The 15,636-nt window shown below is 32.4% G+C and carries 17 protein-coding genes; 11 read left to right on the plus strand and 6 right to left on the minus strand.

Features of this window, described 5'->3' with window-relative positions; translation table 11 throughout:
• Positions 1-191 precede the first annotated feature (191 nt).
• Genes VF726_RS12440 through VF726_RS12450 form a run of 3 tightly spaced genes read left to right on the plus strand, consistent with a single transcriptional unit; the run spans position 192 to position 1,835 of the window.
• The gene (locus VF726_RS12440) at positions 192-1,106 is read left to right on the plus strand and encodes a hypothetical protein (RefSeq protein WP_440168434.1); all 915 of its coding nucleotides are present in this window, start codon (positions 192-194) and stop codon (positions 1,104-1,106) included.
• Positions 1,107-1,121: 15 nt separating this feature from the next.
• Positions 1,122-1,538: a hypothetical protein gene (locus tag VF726_RS12445; protein ID WP_440168436.1), complete on the plus strand. Its 417-nt coding sequence runs from the start codon at positions 1,122-1,124 to the stop codon at positions 1,536-1,538.
• On the plus strand, positions 1,539-1,835 hold the full coding sequence (locus VF726_RS12450) for a hypothetical protein (protein WP_440168438.1): 297 nt from the start codon (positions 1,539-1,541) through the stop codon (positions 1,833-1,835).
• Positions 1,836-2,000: 165 nt separating this feature from the next.
• Here the strand turns inward: VF726_RS12450 and VF726_RS12455 are convergent, their stop codons facing one another.
• On the minus strand, positions 2,001-2,282 hold the full coding sequence (locus tag VF726_RS12455; protein ID WP_440168440.1) for a hypothetical protein: 282 nt from the start codon (positions 2,280-2,282) through the stop codon (positions 2,001-2,003).
• A gap of 35 nt (positions 2,283-2,317) precedes the next feature.
• Positions 2,318-2,551, minus strand: a complete 234-nt coding sequence (locus VF726_RS12460) for a hypothetical protein (RefSeq protein WP_440168442.1) — start codon at positions 2,549-2,551, stop codon at positions 2,318-2,320.
• 310 nt (positions 2,552-2,861) lie between these two features.
• Between VF726_RS12460 and VF726_RS12465 the strand changes: the two genes are divergently transcribed.
• From VF726_RS12465 to VF726_RS12480, 4 genes are all read left to right on the plus strand, one after another.
• Positions 2,862-4,367 (plus strand): hypothetical protein, encoded by a 1,506-nt coding sequence (locus VF726_RS12465; RefSeq protein WP_440168444.1) that lies wholly within the window; start codon positions 2,862-2,864, stop codon positions 4,365-4,367.
• Positions 4,368-4,694: 327 nt separating this feature from the next.
• The gene (locus VF726_RS12470) at positions 4,695-5,588 is read left to right on the plus strand and encodes a hypothetical protein (RefSeq protein ID WP_440168446.1); all 894 of its coding nucleotides are present in this window, start codon (positions 4,695-4,697) and stop codon (positions 5,586-5,588) included.
• 310 nt (positions 5,589-5,898) lie between these two features.
• The gene (locus tag VF726_RS12475; RefSeq protein ID WP_440168448.1) at positions 5,899-8,751 is read left to right on the plus strand and encodes a hypothetical protein; all 2,853 of its coding nucleotides are present in this window, start codon (positions 5,899-5,901) and stop codon (positions 8,749-8,751) included.
• Positions 8,752-8,949: 198 nt separating this feature from the next.
• Positions 8,950-10,047, plus strand: coding sequence for a hypothetical protein (locus VF726_RS12480; protein WP_440168450.1), 1,098 nt, complete (start codon positions 8,950-8,952; stop codon positions 10,045-10,047).
• Positions 10,048-10,100: 53 nt separating this feature from the next.
• Here VF726_RS12480 and VF726_RS12485 read toward each other — a convergent pair whose 3' ends face one another.
• The gene (locus VF726_RS12485) at positions 10,101-10,535 is read right to left on the minus strand and encodes a hypothetical protein (RefSeq protein WP_440168452.1); all 435 of its coding nucleotides are present in this window, start codon (positions 10,533-10,535) and stop codon (positions 10,101-10,103) included.
• Positions 10,536-10,837: 302 nt separating this feature from the next.
• Here VF726_RS12485 and VF726_RS12490 point away from each other — a divergent pair, with 302 nt between their 5' ends.
• Positions 10,838-11,092 (plus strand): AbrB/MazE/SpoVT family DNA-binding domain-containing protein, encoded by a 255-nt coding sequence (locus tag VF726_RS12490; protein WP_440168454.1) that lies wholly within the window; start codon positions 10,838-10,840, stop codon positions 11,090-11,092.
• Between the two features lie 72 nt (positions 11,093-11,164).
• Here the strand turns inward: VF726_RS12490 and VF726_RS12495 are convergent, their stop codons facing one another.
• Positions 11,165-11,812 (minus strand): DUF6088 family protein, encoded by a 648-nt coding sequence (locus tag VF726_RS12495; protein WP_440168456.1) that lies wholly within the window; start codon positions 11,810-11,812, stop codon positions 11,165-11,167.
• 102 nt (positions 11,813-11,914) lie between these two features.
• Entirely contained in the window at positions 11,915-12,949 is a 1,035-nt protein-coding gene (locus VF726_RS12500) for a hypothetical protein (protein ID WP_440168458.1), read from the minus strand.
• 193 nt (positions 12,950-13,142) lie between these two features.
• On the opposite strand from VF726_RS12500, the gene VF726_RS12505 reads away from it, so the two are divergent.
• Entirely contained in the window at positions 13,143-13,661 is a 519-nt protein-coding gene (locus VF726_RS12505) for a DUF3841 domain-containing protein (protein ID WP_440168460.1), read from the plus strand.
• A gap of 90 nt (positions 13,662-13,751) precedes the next feature.
• Positions 13,752-14,201 carry a protein tyrosine phosphatase gene (locus tag VF726_RS12510; protein WP_440168462.1) on the plus strand — a complete coding sequence of 150 codons (450 nt, stop codon included), beginning with the start codon at positions 13,752-13,754 and terminating at the stop codon, positions 14,199-14,201.
• A 132-nt stretch (positions 14,202-14,333) separates the two neighbouring features.
• Here the strand turns inward: VF726_RS12510 and VF726_RS12515 are convergent, their stop codons facing one another.
• The gene (locus tag VF726_RS12515; RefSeq protein WP_440168464.1) at positions 14,334-14,657 is read right to left on the minus strand and encodes a hypothetical protein; all 324 of its coding nucleotides are present in this window, start codon (positions 14,655-14,657) and stop codon (positions 14,334-14,336) included.
• Between the two features lie 421 nt (positions 14,658-15,078).
• Between VF726_RS12515 and VF726_RS12520 the strand changes: the two genes are divergently transcribed.
• A complete protein-coding gene (locus VF726_RS12520; protein WP_440168466.1) occupies positions 15,079-15,471 on the plus strand; it encodes a helix-turn-helix domain-containing protein in 393 nt (130 codons plus the stop codon).
• The last annotated feature ends 165 nt before the right edge of the window (positions 15,472-15,636 follow it).

The raw sequence follows: 15,636 nt of genomic DNA on the forward strand, positions 1-15,636 counted from the left end.
TTCTAATTGATTAATGATAACTAATATATAAATTAAAGCCTAAAAAACCGTGATATACATCGCGGTTTTTTGTATGGCCAAATGAAATAGTTAAGTTAGTAAGTAAATGAATTCTATAGTATTTTCGTTTTTTTTACCCAATATTAATATAACCTTCTAAAATATAAAAAACGCTTTAGGAGGCATTTATTATGGAACAGAACAAATATACATTTAATGAGAAAGAACTTGAAGGATTTTTAAATGATACGGATACAGCGAATACGTTTGAGATGTTATTTACAAAGGAGAACCACAAGGTTTCAGAAAGCGTAAGGATTATGAAGATGTATGATCCAAGTAGGGAATATGCGTTAGTGTATAATGTTGAATATTTACGTTTGGATGAATTAGCTTCAATTCAGAGACATCAAAGGTTAAATTACATTGGTATATTTTATAAGAATGTAAATTGTTTAGTGCTTGAAAATACATATTATTATAAAAAAATGGTGGGTACAAATCAGTCTTTACGTGTTTTAACTGAGGACGATGTGTATGGATCCGTACATACTAAAGTAAACCTAAATCTTTTGAATAGGAAAGAAATTCTCTTAAATAAATTTCCATATGAAGAGAAAGCGGTTCAATCCAAGCTGGAAGATAGGAAACTCGAAATTTACAGAAGTGCAATTTTAGGGTTGGAGGTTAGTAACTTTGAAATACATCCTACAACATTTGAAAGATTCCATTCTTTAGAAATGGTACAACGGTATTTAACAGAAGGTGATAGATATATTGAAGAATTTGTGGATTCTTATATTGAATCTAATGAAAATACGGTCCGACATTTCTGTTTATACGAGTATGCAATTAGAGAATATGGTTCAAAACTTAAAGAAGACTTATATGTGTTAAAAGCGAAAAGGATACATCGACTACTTAAAGAGGAACTATCAAAGGCTAAATCTATTTGGGTAGTAAAAAAAGATGGAGTAAAAGTAAAAGTTTCAAATAACTTACCCATTGATATTGAAAAAGTATATTTAGGAGATGCGTCAATGAAAGTGAACATAGATGATGCAATTGCTATTGAATATATCAGGAAAAGTTATGAAATCAATTAAGAAAGAGGAAACTTTATGTTATCAACAGTGAATTCAAGTATATATAGCCACTTGTGTAAGACTGTTCATAAATACTTTAATGATAGGTATAAGTGGAAGTTTGATGAGGAAGAAGGGATGTTTCAGTATTATAAAGGAAAAAGAAATTTAAAAGAGTTAGAATTTATTATTAGAACAGTATTTCAAGATATAGCAGATATTGTTCAAAGAGGTTATTATTATAATATAGAAGATGAATGTAATGGTGCTTATATCATTATTTATTTATATGTAGACGCGGACTTTAATGGTGCAAATCAAGGTACAGCTGGAGATTATTTGTACTGTAAGTTTAATTTGTTTTCAAAAGCGTTTTCATATGATCAGTCGCAAAATCTAGATTATTTACTTAATGTGGAGTATATGAAAAAGTTAGATAAGGAGAGTGTGTAAATGGATATCCTAGTCGGAAATTACTATGCAAATGATCATAAAGAAGATGGTGTAATTGACACAAATATTATTTTAATTCTTCCTAAAAAGGAAGACACTCCACAATTTCAAACGCGAACAGAAACAATGTGGATCCGTAATGGTGAAGTAAAACAAATATATGCAAACAATTGGATTTCAGATTTCTTTAAACGTGAAGCTACTGCGGAAGAGATTGCTCTATTTAAAGAACATAGAAGTCGTATTGATGAGTTACCCAATTATAGTGATGCAATTTTAGAAGATATTTCAGAGTAATACATTCTCTACTATTTAAGTAAGCTAATCAGGGGTACTGATACAATTAAGTAAATTAAAAAAGCTCTTATCAATAGGTAAGAGCTTTTTCTTTTTGTATGGATCAATAAAAAAAGAAAAAGAAACGAAAATTTATGTTTTCCATTTTTAACGAAAAGTGAGATGCTAATAAACATTTTTAATCCAAGTGATCATTCGGATTACTTGAAACGGGTCAAAATAAGTAATTAAAAACATCATTACGAAGAAAGAAATAAGTGATATGAATTTTAAGCTTCCGTCTTCACGCTTTGTAATAGCTATGAAACTGAAAACAATCCCTACTAAAAAAGACAAATATCCCGAAAGTACTATAGGTTCATAAAAACCTTCTATTGCCCAATTCAGTGCAAATAATAATACTCCCAAAATCAGAAAAGTTATTGATAATGTACTAAATCTTTTCACTATTTCACCTCTATTTTCACGCTATTAATACTTCCTTAATATTTTCCTGTTCGACTTTCATCTTTATCACTTAGTGTGGCGAAAACAGGGAAGATCCACAAAAATATTGGTTCTAAAGTTAATCCATCTCTTGAAAATGCCCTTAATGTATCGGCTGACAAATATTGCGTTTGAAGACAATGAGGACAATCTTTACCGTCTCTTATAAAGAAGAGCGACCATACCTGTAAAGCGTTCCATCTTTTTTTGCAATTTGTACAACGAGTCATAATGTGTCGCCTCCGTTGTTTTTTAGGGTTTTGGGGAGTATTCGTCTTAAAAATATTCTAGATTTATATTTAAATAACCTGCTAATTTATTCCATTTAAAAATGTAATTCTTAGGCTCATTTGAACTTTTTTAAGTATTTTTCCCTAATCTTGATAAACGAAACTATAATCCTTTTATGCAATGGAAAGAGTGAAAAAACAACAAGGATGGTGTGGAATGTTTAGTAGTAAATTCATCATTCTTATCCTGGGCATCATTGGTCTTATGCATCTAAGCGAAGGCACATAAAAAGAAAATGGAGTGGTTAGAATGTCAACTAGAAAAAAATTCAACAAATTAGGATTAATGAGTTTGGGAGTTATTTGTGCTTTACAAGTTTCACCTTTATCAACATTAGATTCAAATAAGGCTTTTGCTGCAACTGAGGAACAAAGTAGTCCAGAGAAAAATTTCGGTGATGCAAGATTCCACTATGCTAATGGCGCTTATTACAACGCAGTTCATTATGCATCATTAGCATTTAAAGGTGGTTTACAAACTGTAGAAGTTAAAACTTTATTAAATAATGCAGCTGCTCAGTTATCTGCAATTGCAGATCAACAAGCAAAGGACAAACAGTATAATGACGCAGTGATTAATTACCAAAAGCTTATCGATTCTGATGGTGTACCTGCGAATATCAAAAAGGCTGCACAAGCGAATTCTGATATAATCCTTGCAGAATTTAATAAAGGGACAACTGCTTTAGCAGAGGGTAAATATGCTGATGCTGTTAAGTATACGTCGCTATCGTTTGCAAAAGGAATTTATATAAATAGAGTAGTTGCGCAACTAAAAGAAGCTTCAACGCAACTTACGATCCTTTCTGATAAACAAGCGAACAACAAACAGTACAATGAGGCTGTAGAGGGTTATGAAATATTAAAGAATTATTATGGAGTACCAGCGGACATTAAACAAGCTGCTGAGAAAAATTATGATTTAATCTTTAAAGAGTATAATGCTGGGAAAGGTTATTTAGACAAAGGAGACTATTATAAAGCAGTGTATTTAACGTCACAATCGTTATCGAAAGGGTTAACCTTGCAAAAGGTTGTTGACCAATTAAACGAAGCTTCAACAATGCTTTCAGAGCTTGCTAAACAACAAGTGGACAACAAACAACTCAATGAGGCGGTATTGAATTATACTGCATTAAAGAACACATTTGGAGTACCAGCAAATATTAAAGAAGATGCGCAAAGAAATTGTGATTTAATTCTACGTGAATACTATGAAGCTATGTATCATTTCGAAAATGAAAACTATTATAATGCTGTTCATTATGTTTCACTTTCAATGGCTAAAGGCTTATCTACAGATGAAGTGAAAACGCTAATGAATAAGGCAGCCGATTCACTGTATAAAAAAGCGGAAGAAGCGGAAGATAACAAACAGTTCAATGACGCGGTATCGAAGTATGCTGAATTAATCAACGCATATGGAGTACCAGCAGATATTAAAGAAGCTGCGCAAAGAAATTGTGAATCAATTCTTAGTGATTACTATGAAGCTAAGAAACAATTCGAAAATGAAAGCTATTATAATGCTGTTCATTATGTTTCACTTTCAATGGCTAAAGGCATATCTACAGATGAAGTGAAAATGCTAATGAATAAGGCAGCCGATTTACTGTATAAAGGTGCGGAAAATTACGAGAATGCTGGAGAAATTGGTCCAGCGTTGTCTGATTACACTAAATTAGCACGTGCTTATGGAGTACCTGAAAACATTAGACAAGCAGCACAAAGTAAACTTAATAGTTTACAAAAATAAAACACAAAAAACCGTGATTTTACTCGCGGTTTTTTTCTTTAAAATAACTAGATAATAGTGCCTTATTCTTTTCTCCGTACACGTACCTTTGAATGAAAATCTCTGAAACATAAACATATTTAGTTCTTTATTAATGTATTAGATGATTTCATACTTTTTTTCACTAGTAGATGAAATTGTTATATAATCCTTAATTGCAAGGGTAAGAGTGAAAAAATAATGAGGATTATATTAAAGGTTTGTAATAAATTCATCGCTCTTATTCTAGGAATCATTGGTCTTATGCATCTAGGTAAAGACTCATAAAAAAGAAGACGGAGTGGTAGTATGTTATTAAGAAAAAGATTTAACAAATCAAGGTTGGTGAGTCTAGCGTTTATTTTCACTTTACTCATTCCATTGATTACAGCATTGGATCTGAGTAAGGTTTCTGCTGCAACTATTGATGAAATGAAAAATGATAAGTTCGTGAATGGGACAGGATTAACAGTTGGGGACCGCTCTACTAATAGGGTTACAATATTAGCCGAAGAAAAGAAAAATTCATTAGGTAATTTTCTTGCGGTTTCTTATCCGTATGACTCTAAAATGCAAAACAGTTCTAAAGCTTATTTTAAGATTAATAATGGTGACGATGATCTTTCTGATATTTTAGCTCGGTTGGTGCCAACTGCATTTCATAATGACAATGATTTATCAGCTGAGGTTATATCTGTTGGGCAATCGATTAATACTCGCTATGATAGTCAAGTCGCTTATATATTAAACAATGCTTCTACCAAACTTTTAATGGAAGCTGATGCTGATACAAATGCATATAGATTAAATGATGCCGTTATTAAATACCGTATTCTTATGAATACTTATGGAGTACCCCAAAACATTCGAGATGCTGCGATTAAAAACGAGAGTGATATTATGGTAGACTTCAATGCTGCAAAATATTTCTCTGCAAAAGGTGATTATTTTAATGCTGTTCATTATGCTTCAGTATCAGAAGTGTTTGGACTGAGTTTAGAAGAAGTTACAACCTTCTTAAATAATGCAGCTTCTCAGTTATCTGCTGTTGCTGATAAAAAAACTAATTACAAGCAGTACAATGAAGCGGTTTCAGATTATCAAAAGTTAATTGGTGCATATGGAGTGCCCGAAAACATTAAACAAACAGCACAAAGTAAACTGAACAATTTAACAAAAGAAAGTACAAAAAACCGTGAGTAACATCGCGGTTTTTTTCTTTGTAAAAACTTAAAAAAATGGTCCGTGGTTATACATTTATATACACGTTTACTGCGAGTGAAATCACGAAAAATTATAAAAAATTGGTTTTTTATTGATGTTTTAGATATATTTATACTTTTTTTCCACTAATTAATGAAACCCATATATAATCTCTAAATGCAAAGGTAAGAGTGAAAAATAATACAAGGATGGTGTTAAGGTTTGTTAGGGAATTCATCATTCTTATACTAGGCATCATTGGTCTTATGCATCTAAGCGAAGGCACATAAAAAGAAGACGGAGTGGTAGTATGTTATTCAGAAAAGAAATTAACAAATTAAGGCTGATGAGTCTAGCGATTATTTTCGCTTTACTTATTCCATTAATCACGGCATTGGATCCTAGTAAGGTTTCTGCTGCATCTATGGATGAAATCGATAATGATGAGTTAGTGTTTAGAACAGGGTTAACTGTAGGTGATAGTTCCACTAAAGGAATTACACTTCTTGCGCGTGGAAAAAAATCTGCATTGGGTAATTTCCTATTGGTTTCTCTCCCGTATGATTCCAGATTACAAAATAGTGGTAAAGCTATGTTTAAGATGAATAATGGTGACGATGATTTTTCTGATCTTTTAGATTGGCTGATGCCAAGTAACTTTTGGGAGGGTTTCGATCTAACAACAGAAGGTGTAGCTGAAGGGTTGGAGCATTATAAAGGCGGAAAATATAAAGGTTATGGTAAAGCGATTGGGGCAGCGAAATCTGCCAAAGATGTTAGAGATCTAGGAATCAACCTAGCTAGTGGATGGGCAGAAGATTTCGATGACTTAGAATATAGTAAAAGTCTTAAGGTGGTTAATGTAATTCTTGAAGCAATGAATCATCAAGAAAAAGAAATTAGACCTATGAAAGAAAAGGGGATTAAAGGTTGGTTAAATGGCAGATGGTATCAAATGAACGAAAAGAACGAAACATTGTATGTAACAGATGCTCATATAACTTATCCTCAGTTAAATAGTATGTACATCAATAAAAAGGCTGCTAAGTTACCGAAGTATGACGGTGTTAAGAATCCATCTATAACTAAAGAGAATCTTCAACTCCTTGTTTTTGATGTTTATCGAGTGTTAAATCATAAAACTCCTCAAACTAAATTTAGTGATTATGCTAAAAAATTAGTTGCTGATTATAACAATGGCTTTAAGAAAGTAATAAAAGCCGATGGTGAAGTTTCAAGACCTACACAAACTGCATCAGTTTGTACGCAATTTGGACAAGCCTATTATTATTTCGATGAAGATAATTATTTTAATGCTGTTCATTTTGGTGACCAAGCAGCTAGCTCTTGTAAAGAAGATGGATTGCCAATGTTTATGCAAATGGCTTCTGCACGTTTACTCGAAATAGCCGATTGGACGGCTTCTCAAGGTGATAAAAATAATGCGTTTAAATACTATGAAAAGTTAATCAAAACAAAATCAGTGCCGGGTGAAATTAAACAACAAGCTAGAAATCGTCTAAAAGACTATTATGATACTCAGGCTTATTATAATCTTGAGGATTATTACAATGCTGTGTATTATGCAGGGAAATCAATTAATGCCGGCTATGGTAGTCAAGTAGCTTCATTATTGAACAATGCTTCTACGAAACTTTCAATGGAAGCTGATGCTGATGCAAATGCAAAGAGATTTAATGACGCTGTCGTTAAATACCGTATCCTTAAGAATACTTATGGAGTACCGCAAAACATTAAAGATGCTGCAACAAAGAACGAGAGTAGCGTTATGAAAGAATTTAATGATGCGAAATACTACTACGCAAATGGTAGCTATTACAATGCAGTGCATTTTGGATCGATTGCTGTGGCCAAAGGCTTATGGTTAGAAGAAGTTACAACCTTCTTGAAAGATGCGTCTGGTAAGTTATCTGCACAAGCTGATCAAAAAGCAAACAACAAGCAGTACTATGAAGCAATTAACGATTATAAAAAGATAATTGGAGCTTATGGTGTTCCTGAAAATATTAAACAGGCGGCTCAAAAAAATATGGATTCCATTTACAAAGAATTCACTTTAGCTGATGGGTATTTTAAAAATAGTGATTACTACAATGCTGTTTATTATTCCACTCAGGCGTTAGCAAAAGGTTTATCAGAGCAGAAGGTTGTCGATTTGGTAAACAATTCATCTACCCAACTTTCAATGCTTGCTGACAAAAAGGCTACTAACAAGGAATATAATCAAGCAGCTAATAGTTATGGTTTGCTTATGAATGCCTATGGTGTTCCAGCTAACATTAAAACTGCTGCAACAACTAACTATAATAAAATTTACACAGAATACACACAAGGTAATAATGAGTATAAAGCCGGAAATTATTTTAACGCTGTTCACTATGCATCTTTATCTTATGCTAAAGGTGTAACAACGGCTGAAGTTAAAATATTATTAAATAATGCGGCTGGTAAACTATCTGCTCTTGCTGATGAACAAGCTAACAAAAAGCAATTTAATGATGCAATTGCTAATTACGAAAAGTTAATTGGAGCATATGGCGTACCTGAAAATACTAAACAGGCGGCTCAAAAGAATCTAAATTCAATCTTTAGTGAATATATCGAAGGTAAGCGATACCTTGAAAGTGGAGATAATTATAATGCTGTTCATTACACAGCCCTATCTCTTCAAAAGGGTGTTTCAGTGGCAATAGTAGTGAAACAATTGAACGATGCTGCAACAAAACTTTCTTGGCAAGCTGATGAAGATGCGAAAAACAAGAAATTAAATGATGCAGTAATGAAATATCGTAAATTGTTTAACACATACGGAGTTCCATCTGAGTTACAGAATCCTGCAATAGAGAATGAGAAGAAGATTATGTTAGAGTATCGTAATGCTCAATTCTACTTTGCGGAGAAGAGTTATTATAATGCTGTTCATTACGCTTCTCTATCAATAGCAAAAGGTGTAACTTTAGAGGAAGTAACAACATTTATGAGTAAAGCTGCTAGTGAGCTTTCTAAGACCGCAGATACAAATGCGAATGCTGGAAACAAAGAACTAGCAATTGATCAATATAAAAAGTTAATTGGAGCTTATGGCGTGCCTGATAACATTAAACAAGCTGCACAAAGTAATCTAAACAATTTAACAAAATAAACTATAAAAAAACCGTGAGTAACATCGCGGTTTTTTTTTTGTTGATTCTCCTTTATCGAACAAAGAATCGAAAATCGAACAAAACCTGTTCGATATGGTTTTTTTTGTTTTATTTTAAAAATTATAGAAATAGTATGACAAATGTTGTAAAATAAACCGGGCGGGGTATTACAAGATATTTTAAAAGGGGATGTTGAGATGAGTTGGAAAATGAAATGCCTGGGGATTGTGTCTGTGTTAACAATTGGTGTAGCAGGTTGCTCGAGTGACAAAAATGTAGAAACAACTACGAAAAAGACGACGGGAACACCAGAAAAAGTAGAAAACGAGAAATACGAGAATTCCCAAGGTGGAGGGAAAACTACAGATTCCAAGAGTCCGATTAAATTAGGGAAAGCGGAAAAACAATTGGGGAACGAAAGTTTTACTAATTTCGAATTAAGCGATAAAGATGAAAGAAGAATATACTTAATTGCAGATGGTGAAAATTTGGGCGTTCTGTTTGAAAAAGATTATACACCTTATTTCTCCAGTTATACGAATGGGAAATGGAAAAAAGATATTAAACTTGATGTTAAGTCAATCTATCCGGAGGGACGTATTCTTGGTATTGGTGAAGGATATTTAGAAGTTGCAACCGGAGAAAAAGAGGGAACAAATCTATTTTTAAACTATAAAGGGGAAGTTGTATTTAAAGAACAGCCGAGATCACTTGCCGTTGGTGGAAGTGATTTAACTGGTGGAAAAAATAGTAATGTAACTAGTTCTAACAAAGGTAATGTGATTGTTCATCGGGACGATAAAAATAAAAATGAAGTAACTTTATTTTCCCAGAGTGATGGGAAAGAAATTATGAAGTTAGATGGAGTAAAAGATTTCCCATCATCTCCTGGATATTTGGACTTCGAAAAGAAATTAATGTTCCAAAACAGGGAAATTTATGATTTCGGAAAGAAAAAGTTTGTGTATGACGAGAGTGGGCAAAAACTCGAACCAGATAAAAATGGTAAAGTTGTAGGATCGGATGATGGCAAGTATTTCTTTGTAGATGAATCTAATACTGAAAAATCTAACGGTTTAACTACGGGGCTATTCGATCTGTACGAACAAAAGCTAGGACCTGAGAATGAGAGAAAAAATAAGACTAGGTTTACAGGTCCATATGTTTGGAAAGAAAGTTATGCTTTAACTAATGCAGGTAATAAGATATATTATTATGGTTATTACAAATTCGAAGATAAGCCAGCAATTTATAAAACAGAACTCACATATAAAAATAGCAATAGTAAAAAGTAATGTTGCATTAATAAACGCCTTAGAACGAATTCTTTGGCGTTTTTCTACTTTAATTAGCTTCTTCTTCTATTTTCTAAGAATTTATATACCTGATTTTCGACTCTTCGATAATCGTCTCCTAAAAGGTCATCCAGAGCCATTTCCACAGTTTTGAGAGCATCGAAGAATTCCATTGCTTTTGGTAAATCAAAGTGCGGCACATAACCCTTCTGGAATGCTTCTACGGTTGGATAAGGTCTTACCCTTTCTGCATATTTAAAATAAGTATCCAAAATACTTTCAATGGAATGATCGGACACCATAAAACCTTTTTCTATTTTATATGGAAGGGTGACTTCTTTATCCTTATACTTAAGTGCTACTTTCCACTCATCGACATTCGTTCCAGGTATTCTTCCAACGAAATCAACTGTATGTTTTACGGTTTCTATTTCTTTCTCATCAGGTGTTTTTCCAGCAAATTCATTTGTTTGTTTTACAGATTTCATTTCTTTCTCTCCCTCGCAGCAATCTGGATTTGTATCTGATCGCTGATTGTTTTCCATATTATAGACTCACTTTTGGGAGTGTCAATTGAAATTCTACAATTTAGAAGAGTGTTTCATCTTATAAGATAAAACGCTAATACTTTGATTCTTGCTATAAGGTAGTTTTTAATTTTAAATACTTAATTAAAATGTTATACTATTGCAGTGTTTTTACTATTCAAATGAAAAAGAAACATTGTTTATGTATGTAATAATTGTGAATTAGTTGAGTTAGTAATTGGTGAAATGTGGAGGTAAAGATGTTGCAAAAAGTACAATTGAAAAACTGGGGAAATAGTGTGGGTATAAGAGTTCCTAAAAATATTTTAGATAGTTTAAATTTAAAGGTGGATTCTTCTTTAGGAATATCTGTGGATCCTAAAAATAAATCTATTATTTTGAAAGCTGATGACGGATTAACTCCATATGAAAGATTGATGGAAAAGGGTCAAGAGAACAAAGGAAAAAAGCAAGTGGATTGGGATAGAAACGAAGAGGAAGAACGCTTATATAGATAAATTGAATAGTGATAAGAAAGCAAAAGAACTGTGAGTTACATCACGGTTTTTTCTTTTACTAATAATCCCCCTTTATTGTGGATTATTAGTAACTACTTGCTTGTATAAACAACTTTTGATAAACGGTTCCTTTGCGGCAGCGTAAAGTTCTAAATAGGTTTCAAGTTCCTTGTGACTCATTGATACGTTTTTAAGATAATTGACCAGAATAGGAGTAGCCTTTTCAAAGGATAGATCACTTAATCTCTTGAAATTAGATATTAAATCTAGAATTTGCAAGAGTCTATAGTTTTCTTCGGTAATTAATGTTTTGGGTTTGTGTAATAATACTATTCTTTGGTTAAAGTTAACTTCTCGTTTTTTTGATTTCTCATTTTGTGTAACAATTTCAATTGTACTTGGTACCTGAGTTGTTAAGCTTAATGAATTTGCAAAGTCTAAACCTGTTACATATCCTATCCTTTGGCCCTTTTTTACTAAATACTTGTTTAAAAGAATTTTATTAAAGCTGATGGCTTTCACTTTGAGGATTCTATCGGGTGACGGAATGAAATATATTCCGTTCCTATATACACTTCTTGCTATCTTTTCAGCATCTGTAAGGCGCTTTAACTTCTGTCGCAAAGTGTTAGGGTTAATGTCCAGGTCTTCTAATAAGTATTCTAAGAAAATTGGCTCATCGTACCCGTACTCTTCAAACAAATAAGTATATAAATCCATTTACTTTTTCCTCCTGTATCTTATTTCTGACAATATGATTTTTGAATTATGTAGGGATACCAACTTGGTAACGTGGTGTGTAAGAGAGTTGTGTAATATTATTTAAGTGATTTCTAGAAATCCGGATATACAACCACTTATAAAGAAGGCATTACATTTGCTTTTACTGTTTATAGAACTTACCGATTGCGCAATTTCTTCTCCGAAATAATCTGAGATAGCTATGATTTCAGGAGATGAAGCGAAGTACTGTGCAATATCATCTTCTTTTATTTGTTGGAGCAGCATTATATGGTCTACTTTTTGAAGTAGGGTAAGATTGCTCTTTCTGCTGGAAAATCGATTGAAAGAGTCTTCAACCATTAAACAATCATAACCTTTGTCCGTAGCAAAAAGGTTTAAATACCACACGGCCACATAAATCTGAGTTTCTTTGTAATAATCTTGCATTCGATCTAAAACGATCGTAGTCTTATCTTTTGCATATAAAAAATGGTTTGCTAGGAAAGAAAAGTAAGCAGAAATAATTATATGATCAATTCTTGGATCTACCGATTTCATAGAAAAATGTATGATTGTTAAATCGTCTTTTAAATCAAGTACTGAGGTTTTATTTATTAAATCGTAATTACTGATTAATGATTGTAATTCCTTAGCCAGAGTTTTGTCTTCGGTTGATAATGTATTAAGAAACTCTTGCATAGTGGGTGTGGAGTATTGTGTATTTTCTTCCCTGCCGTTAGGACCTTGATATAACTTTTCTAAAACACCCCAAACTGTTTGTCTTTCCGATTTAGATAAATCTCGCTTATATAAAAACTCTATATGATTACGAAGTGCTAAAAGTCTATCTGTAAAAATAGCCTTATCTATATCAGTATCGTTTTCATATTTCTTTTTGCAGAAAGTAAATATGTCGGAGAGTAGGGGAGTGTCAACTTTGTGCAGCGTTCCATTATGTGTATTATTCATTTCCTGGTAAGTATCCATTTGTGTAACGATGACTATCTTTTCATTTACTCTTAGTTTCTCCTTCGTTTCTGTCTGCACAATATAATCTAGCATTTTGCTATCTTTACCAAATACCACGGAACGATTACCCATTGAGTTTACTTCCTGAAGTAAATATCTCTTCATAATACACACCTCTTTATTCAATTTCTTATATGGTGACAGTTTATATTAGAACTATCTGTTTGTTTTTTATTTACATTGTTTATTTTTAGACCTTCTGTTGATTTGAAAAATATATATAGAGGTTTATCTTTCGTGTTAATTTGTCTTTGGTGATATAATATTTGAATCTATTAATTGAACAGGGGTTTTGCATATGGGTATCTACTACACAAATCAGTCAATTGAGGCATATAAAAAGTTTGAGGAAAAGGGCTATTTAACAGGCAATGAAGTTTTTGTTGATAGTGATTTTCTTAGTTCATATAAATGGCTTATCGAGCAAATGAATAACAAAATTAACAATGATGGATCGTTTCCAGTGTGGTTATGGACAGAAAAACCTGATTTAAATGAGGAAGGTCATTTTGATAAAGGTACAAAAGCTGTCTGCTTAACAATAGAAATACCTGATGAGAAAGTCCTTCTTTCTGATTTTGATGCCTGGCATTGTGTATTAAATAATTGGTTTTGTTCTTTAACAGAAGAGGAAGATGAGTTGTTTGATCAAGGAAAATGCGAGATGACAAAAGAGCAAAGTTGGCAAAGAGTGTTTGACCTAGAACAGCTGCAACAATCAGAAATGTGGGGGAATGCAGAACAAATTCTTCAAGGTGTTACACCGGGCGTAAAGAAAAAACAAGTTTTAAACGTTGAATATTTTACAGCCCAGTAATCTCTTGTGCAGTTTGTTTTATACAAGCTTGTAAGGGTAGGATAGCGTATATTCTCCATCTAATAATAAATAAAGCAGAGGGTGGTTTTATTGGCTATAATTTCGAATGATGAAGTATCAAAGGTTTTCGATTGGCTGTATATAGGCGGATGTGGAAATATAAGAAAAACGTTACCATTGGTTGACGTATGGTATGACTTTAGATGGGACAAAAGTAAGCCTAAGAACCTTGTTATACCTTCTGAATTGATCGTACACAATGTACCTTTTGATGATGGTGATTTAGATGTAGCTAAGAATATATGGAAGAAATGTTTTGTGGAAATACAAAAATATAAAGAATTGAACAAAAAGGTTTTGATTTCTTGTTACGAGGGTGTATCAAGATCCGCTGTATTAACTTTGTGGTTATGTTGTGAGGAATTTGGTGATTATGAAACAGCACTAAAGCATCTCAAAAGATGCAGAAACATACATCCTGATAGAGATTTCAATCCGTTTTTAGATGAACTTAAGGAATCTTATACAAGTTGCGAATAAAAAAAGAGATATACAGGTGTATATCTCTTTTTAGTTGATATGATATGAAATGTAGCAAGTACTAAATCAATATTAATCTTCAACTATAAAATTGTCAATGAATATACCTTTTAGGTGGGGAATCCAGCAGTTTTAGAAAAATCGGCTGATTAACACACCTATAATAACCGCAATAGCCATTAGTAGTATAGCAGGTGTTTGTGGTAATAAAGTAATTAGTAAGAGCAAAGTTCCTACAATAATTGCAGTAACAGTTAATGCTAAGAGCAAACCTTTCCAAATTGGCTCTACTTGTACGAAAGATGCAACATATATAAACAAGGCCAAGAGAAGAGCATTATAAAATTCGCTATGCGGAATATTCTCTGGTATCAATAAAATTGCCATAAGAATTAATACTTGCATACCTTTTTGAAGATACAGGTTTGTTCGGAACGTTTCTAAAAATTTACTCATTTAAAATCTCCTTCTTTTGTTGCTGTTAGGCCTATTTTATCACAAAATAATAGATTTTCTTTTATTTTTTTTACTCTAAATTTTTATTCTCTATAAAACAAAATAAATGTTAAATTATGAAGATAAAGCTATTGTTTTATTGAACAACTTTATATAGTACAATAAGCATATTAAAGTAAAACGTAATTATTATTAAAGCCTATGTAGAGGTTTTAAATATTTCAGCCAGTACAGAATTTGAGTAAGCAAAATCTTAATATATTTCAAAATAAATGTTATATAAATTTTATACAATAGATGGGTTAAGCGTTTTAGAATTAGGAAGAATTTTAGGGGGCCAAACTCAAACGGCAAGATAATACTAAGATTTTGATAATAATCCATTAAGAATGCGTGCAGATAAAAAGAGGGGGAGCCTAATATGGAACCTAATAAAAAAGATAATTCAATTGAAAAAATTAGTTTGAATGAAAAGTTTGGAGAGAGGTTAAAAGCTTTAAGGCTTGAATTTGAAATGGTTCAACAGGAGGTGGCAGATCTATCTGGCTTAACTAAACCGACAATTTCAAGGTACGAAAGTGGTAAGAAGACTCCTTCTAGAGAGTCTGTAGAAAAACTGAGCGCAATATTCAAGGTTTCTTCAGATTACCTATTAGGTATTTCTGATAGCAAATATTCTAATATAAGTGGCTTGCTTGCAATTAATGAAGACTTAATAGGTTTGGCGCTTAGAATTGAACAATTAGATCCAATAGATAGAGAATATATTGTAAAGCTGCTTGAGAACGAATTAACTGGTATTAAAAATAAATAGTATATAAAAAATGACCTTTCTAAATTAGAAGAGGTCATTTTTTGTCGTATCAATATCAATTAGGGTTCAGAAGTAGAAATGTATCATTTCTCTTTTGAATTTCGGTTAAGATAGCTATGGCAAGTAGTTATCTTGTAACAAACTACTTTAATTATATAATCAAAT

This window comes from Bacillus sp. Brlt_9 (assembly GCF_051948935.1).
Classification (GTDB): domain Bacteria; phylum Bacillota; class Bacilli; order Bacillales; family Bacillaceae_G; genus Bacillus_A.

What these genes read in the sequence shown, in the direction of transcription:
- VF726_RS12495 (WP_440168456.1), bottom strand. Translation starts at nt 11,812, where the DNA reads ATGGATTTATATACTTATTTGTTTGAAGAGTACGGGTACGATGAGCCA.
- VF726_RS12515 (WP_440168464.1), bottom strand. Translation starts at nt 14,657, where the DNA reads ATGAGTAAATTTTTAGAAACGTTCCGAACAAACCTGTATCTTCAAAAA.
- VF726_RS12470 (WP_440168446.1), top strand. Translation starts at nt 4,695, where the DNA reads ATGTTATTAAGAAAAAGATTTAACAAATCAAGGTTGGTGAGTCTAGCG.
- VF726_RS12480 (WP_440168450.1), top strand. Translation starts at nt 8,950, where the DNA reads ATGAGTTGGAAAATGAAATGCCTGGGGATTGTGTCTGTGTTAACAATT.
- VF726_RS12520 (WP_440168466.1), top strand. Translation starts at nt 15,079, where the DNA reads ATGGAACCTAATAAAAAAGATAATTCAATTGAAAAAATTAGTTTGAAT.
- VF726_RS12445 (WP_440168436.1), top strand. Translation starts at nt 1,122, where the DNA reads ATGTTATCAACAGTGAATTCAAGTATATATAGCCACTTGTGTAAGACT.
- VF726_RS12465 (WP_440168444.1), top strand. Translation starts at nt 2,862, where the DNA reads ATGTCAACTAGAAAAAAATTCAACAAATTAGGATTAATGAGTTTGGGA.
- VF726_RS12505 (WP_440168460.1), top strand. Translation starts at nt 13,143, where the DNA reads ATGGGTATCTACTACACAAATCAGTCAATTGAGGCATATAAAAAGTTT.
- VF726_RS12475 (WP_440168448.1), top strand. Translation starts at nt 5,899, where the DNA reads ATGTTATTCAGAAAAGAAATTAACAAATTAAGGCTGATGAGTCTAGCG.
- VF726_RS12450 (WP_440168438.1), top strand. Translation starts at nt 1,539, where the DNA reads ATGGATATCCTAGTCGGAAATTACTATGCAAATGATCATAAAGAAGAT.
- VF726_RS12440 (WP_440168434.1), top strand. Translation starts at nt 192, where the DNA reads ATGGAACAGAACAAATATACATTTAATGAGAAAGAACTTGAAGGATTT.
- VF726_RS12485 (WP_440168452.1), bottom strand. Translation starts at nt 10,535, where the DNA reads ATGAAATCTGTAAAACAAACAAATGAATTTGCTGGAAAAACACCTGAT.
- VF726_RS12460 (WP_440168442.1), bottom strand. Translation starts at nt 2,551, where the DNA reads ATGACTCGTTGTACAAATTGCAAAAAAAGATGGAACGCTTTACAGGTA.
- VF726_RS12500 (WP_440168458.1), bottom strand. Translation starts at nt 12,949, where the DNA reads ATGAAGAGATATTTACTTCAGGAAGTAAACTCAATGGGTAATCGTTCC.